1 protein-coding gene is annotated in these 4,394 nt (G+C 66.6%); it reads left to right on the forward strand.

What is annotated here, in order from left to right:
* The first annotated feature begins 329 nt into the window (after nucleotides 1-329).
* Nucleotides 330-4,394, forward strand: a complete 4,065-nt coding sequence (locus NFW05_RS06305) for an amino acid adenylation domain-containing protein (protein WP_295303806.1) — start codon at nucleotides 330-332, stop codon at nucleotides 4,392-4,394.

The raw sequence follows: 4,394 nt of genomic DNA on the forward strand, positions 1-4,394 counted from the left end.
CGAGGTAGGTATACGGTGAAGGCTGAGTAGCGGCGAGGAGTGCGGGTCGGCTGCGCGGATGACGCTGTGGCAAGGCGGTCAGGTTCTAGGAATTTGGCATTTGGCATGGACGGGCGGATCAGTGATCGACGGTGCGCGGACGGAGTGCCGCCTGTGCGCGGGGATCGGTGGCCGCCGTGGGTGCGCCGACTCGCCGACTGGCCAAGGCGCACGGGCGTGGTTGTCACCGCGCGGGCCCTCGCTGCCACCCTGCCCGGCGTGCCGGGCGGTCGGTCCGACGGCCGCCATCTGAAGGCTTAACGTCTGATTCCCAATGAATGGTGCTTGACATGCATGCTCTCTCCCGTTCCTTGGCGCACGCAGCGCCGAAGGCCGCTGTCGGCGACCTGGCCGACCAGGGGTTCTGGCTGGCCAGACTGGCGGACGACGTGCCGCGTGCGGCGATTGTTCCGGATTGCAAGCGCTCGACTGCGGTGGCGCGGGTGTATGAGCGGATCGGATTCACGATCGAGCCCGAGGTGGTGCGGGTGCTCAAGAGCCTGGACCCTGGTCGCGGGGTTTCCGACCGGGAACTGTGCGCCGCCTTGCTCGGCGTTCTACTTGGCCGCCATCAACGCGAAGACAACCTGATTGTCGGTCTGCTGGCCGGCGGATCGGAGGAGGACGCACCGGCGGTTGCCCCGCTGCGAATCCCCTGTCCGCCGGAACTGACGTTTGGCGCGATGCTGGCGGATCTCGCCGAACAGATCGAAGAGATGTCGGCGCACGCCCTGCCGAGCGTCGCGGAACTGCTGCAGGTTCTGGGGGCCGAGGTCAGCAGCCACCGCTTCCCGCTGTTCGACATCGCGCTGGCCGTTGGCAGCACCGATGCGACGATCGACCTGCAGGCGTATCCGGTCGACATCGCCTTTCTCTTCCAGACAAGTGGCGGCGAAATCCGCGGCGAAGCGGTGTATGCGGCCGACCTCTATGAACGAGCAACGGTCGAACGCCTGACCCAGCACTTGCGGATCGCCGCGCAACACATCGCAGCGCGCCCGACGATGCCGCTCGGCCAGGTCGACGTAATGAGTGCGTCGGAAAGACGCCAGGTACTGGTCGATTTCAACCAAGCCTCGGGCACCTTCCCGCTCGCTTCGACGCTGCATGCGCTGTTCGAGGCGCAAGCTGGGCGCACGCCTGATGCCCCGGCAGTCATCCATCGCGACCGGCAACTGAGCTATGGCGAACTCGAGGCGAGCGCCAACCGCCTGGCCCACACACTACTCGCGCAGGGGCTGACCAAAGGCGCCTTCGTCGGCATCCTGCTCGAGCGCGGCGGCGACTTCGTCGTCGCCATGCTCGGCGTGTTCAAAGCCGGAGGCGCGTATGTACCGCTCGATCCAACGTACCCGCGCGACCGCATACGCCACATGCTCGACGACAGCGAAGCCGCTTTCGTCATTTCTGACGCGCGCACGCTTGGCGAATACGCCGAGGTTTTCAGCGGGAGCCAAACCCTGCGCTGCGTCGTATCGCTCAGCGGCAGCGAGGCGCGGCTCGATCCCACCGGACTGACCCTCGTGCAGCCCGAGCACCTGGCGGCGGCGGCAGCAAGCCAGCCTGGGTTGGCCCTCAACGGACGCGACCGCGCGTACATGATCTACACCTCGGGCTCGACCGGTCGCCCGAAAGGCGCCATCTGCCGGCACGACGGAGCGCTCAACCACCTGTTTGGCGAACTTGCCGGCCTACCCATCGAAGCACCGTTGCGCTTCCTGCAAACCGCAGCCTCATCGTCCGACATCTCGGTCTGGCAGTTCCTCGCCCCGCTCGTCGTCGGCGGAAGTACCGTCATTGCCGACTACGACGTCGTCGTTGACCCGGTCCTGCTGCTCGCAACGATGCGCCAGCATGCAGTGAACCTGGCCGAACCCGTTCCCGTAGTCCTGCGCGCGCTGCTCGACCTGGTCAGCACACTACCCGCCGAGCAGCGCGCGCTGCCGGCCCTGCGCTGCATGATGTGCACCGGCGAAGCCCTGCCGGCCGAACTGGTCGACCGCTGGCTAGCGCTCTACCCGGCGATCCCGATGGCCAATACCTATGGGCCAACCGAGACCTCGGACGACGTCACGCTCATCGTCCTGCAGCAACCGCTGGCCCAGCGCTACGCCGTCGCACCGATCGGCTATCCCTTGCCGAACGTGCGCATCTTCATCCTCGATCGCACCCTGCAAGCCCTGCCGGTCGGCGTTCCGGGCGAGATCTGCATCGCCGGAGTGGCCGTCGGCGAAGGATACTGGCGGCAGCCGGAGAAAACCGAAGCCGCATTCGTCACCTGCCCCTACCCCGAGATGGCCGCCGGACCGATGTACCGCACCGGCGATCTCGGCCGCTGGCTGCCGGATGGCAGCATCGAATTCCTTGGACGCATCGACCAGCAGGTCAAAGTACGCGGCTACCGCATCGAGCCGGGCGAAATCGAAAGCGTGCTGACCCAATACCCGGGCGTCCAGGATGCTGCGGTCGTCGCGGTCGAAGACGCCCAAGGCAACCGGCGTCTGATCGGCTACTACGTTGCCAGCCCGGGCACTGCCGTCAACCCGGGTGATCTGCGCCGCTACCTGAAGGCGGAACTGGCCGACCACATGGTCCCCGCAGTCCTCCTGTCGCTGGCGGCGCTACCCTTGACGCCGCTCGGCAAGGTCGACCGGCGAGCGCTGGCGCGCATCGAAACGCACGCCGGCGCCAGCGAAAACTACATCGCCCCGCGCAACGCACTCGAGGAAGCAGTCGCTGCCGCCTGGTCACGCAGCCTCGGTCGCGCACAAGTCGGCATCCACGACAACTTCTTCGAAATCGGAGGAGATTCGATACTCACCCTGCAGGTCGTCAGCGAACTGCGCCAGCGCGGCCATCAAGTCGCCCCGCGACAGATCTTTCGTCACCCGACAGTCGCCGAACTGGCAGCGTATCTGGCCAGCGCACCGAGCAGCAGCCATCAGCTGCCCGCGCCAAGCGGCGAGCGCGACTGGGCCGAGCCACGCTGGCGCGAACAACTCGCCGGCATGTTCCCGCAACTGCTCGACGTTTACCCGCTAAGCGCCACACAACGCGGCATCTACTTCCAATCGCTGCTCGCCCCACGCACCTCGGGCGCCTATATCGAGCAGGTCTGCTTCGATCTGCAGGGCGACCTGGACGAAGCCCTCTTCGCGCGCGCCTGGCAGTGCGTCGCCGACGACGAGGCCATGCTGCGCACCGCGGTCGTCCGCCGCGGCGCACCGTACCCGCTGCAGGTTCTCGTGCCGTCCGTCGCCTTTGCCCCGACGTTCATCGACTGGCGCGAAGTCGCCGCTGACCAGCAGGCCAACCGACTGGCCGGCCTGTTGGCTGACGAGCGGATGAAAGGCTTCGACCTGAAGCGCCCACCGCTCAGCCGCGTCGTCGTCGTTCGGCTGGCCGACCAGCGCTACCACCTCATGTGGACCTACCACCACGTCATCCTCGACGGCTGGTCCGAACCGCTGCTGCTGAACGCGGTCTTCCGGACCTACGATGCGCTCGTTGCCGGTCAACCGGTGGTCAACGGATCGCCCGCCCCGTACCGCGCTTTCGTCGCCTGGCTGGAGGGGCAGGACTACACGCAGGCCGAGCGCTACTGGCGCCAACAATTGGCGGGATTTACCGATCCGGTGTCGATCAAGGACAAATCACCGGCGCTGACGCCCCCGTCGAGCAACGAGATCTGGCACGCGTGGGAAGACCTCGAGTTCAGTCACGAAGCGGCCGCGCCGCTCGGGCAACTGACGCGGCGCAATGCGATCACCTTCAGCACGCTGATCCACGGCGCCTGGGCGTTGCTGCTGCACGGGCACACGCAGGCGGACGATGTCGTCTTCGGGAGCATCGCTTCGGGACGCCAATGTGGCCTGGCCGGGATCGAAACCACGCGCGGCCTGGTGGTCGTCACGCAGCCGTTGCGCAGCCGCCTGGTGCCAGATGCCACGGTAGCGTCCTGGCTGCGCCTGCTGCAGTTGCAGATGGCCGAGATGCGCGAGTACGAGCACACGCCGCTGACACTGATCCAGCAATGGTGCGAAGTGGCGCCGGAAAAGCGGCCGCTCTTCGACTCGATCGTCGTCGTCGGCAACTACTCGGGTAGCGACCTGCAGTCGTGCCGGCCGGTCGGCATGGAACTGAGCGACGTGCGCTACGTGACGCAACCGCTGTACGCCCTGACGCTGTTCGTGGTCACTGCGCCGCGTCTCACGCTGCGCGTGGTCTACGACCGAAAGCGCTATGCCGCGGAAACGATCCGTGCGCTGCTCAGCGATTATCGCAATCTGTTGCTGCGCATCGCCGAGAATCCCGAACAGCGCGTCACCAGCATGCTGCTCGGACAGCGCGCGTAG

The sequence above is a fragment of the Accumulibacter sp. genome (genome assembly GCF_023806625.1).
Classification (GTDB): Bacteria; Pseudomonadota; Gammaproteobacteria; order Burkholderiales; family Rhodocyclaceae; genus Accumulibacter.

Excerpts from the sequence above, each read along its gene's own strand:
- NFW05_RS06305 (WP_295303806.1), top strand. The coding sequence starts at position 330 with ATGCATGCTCTCTCCCGTTCCTTGGCGCACGCAGCGCCGAAGGCCGCT.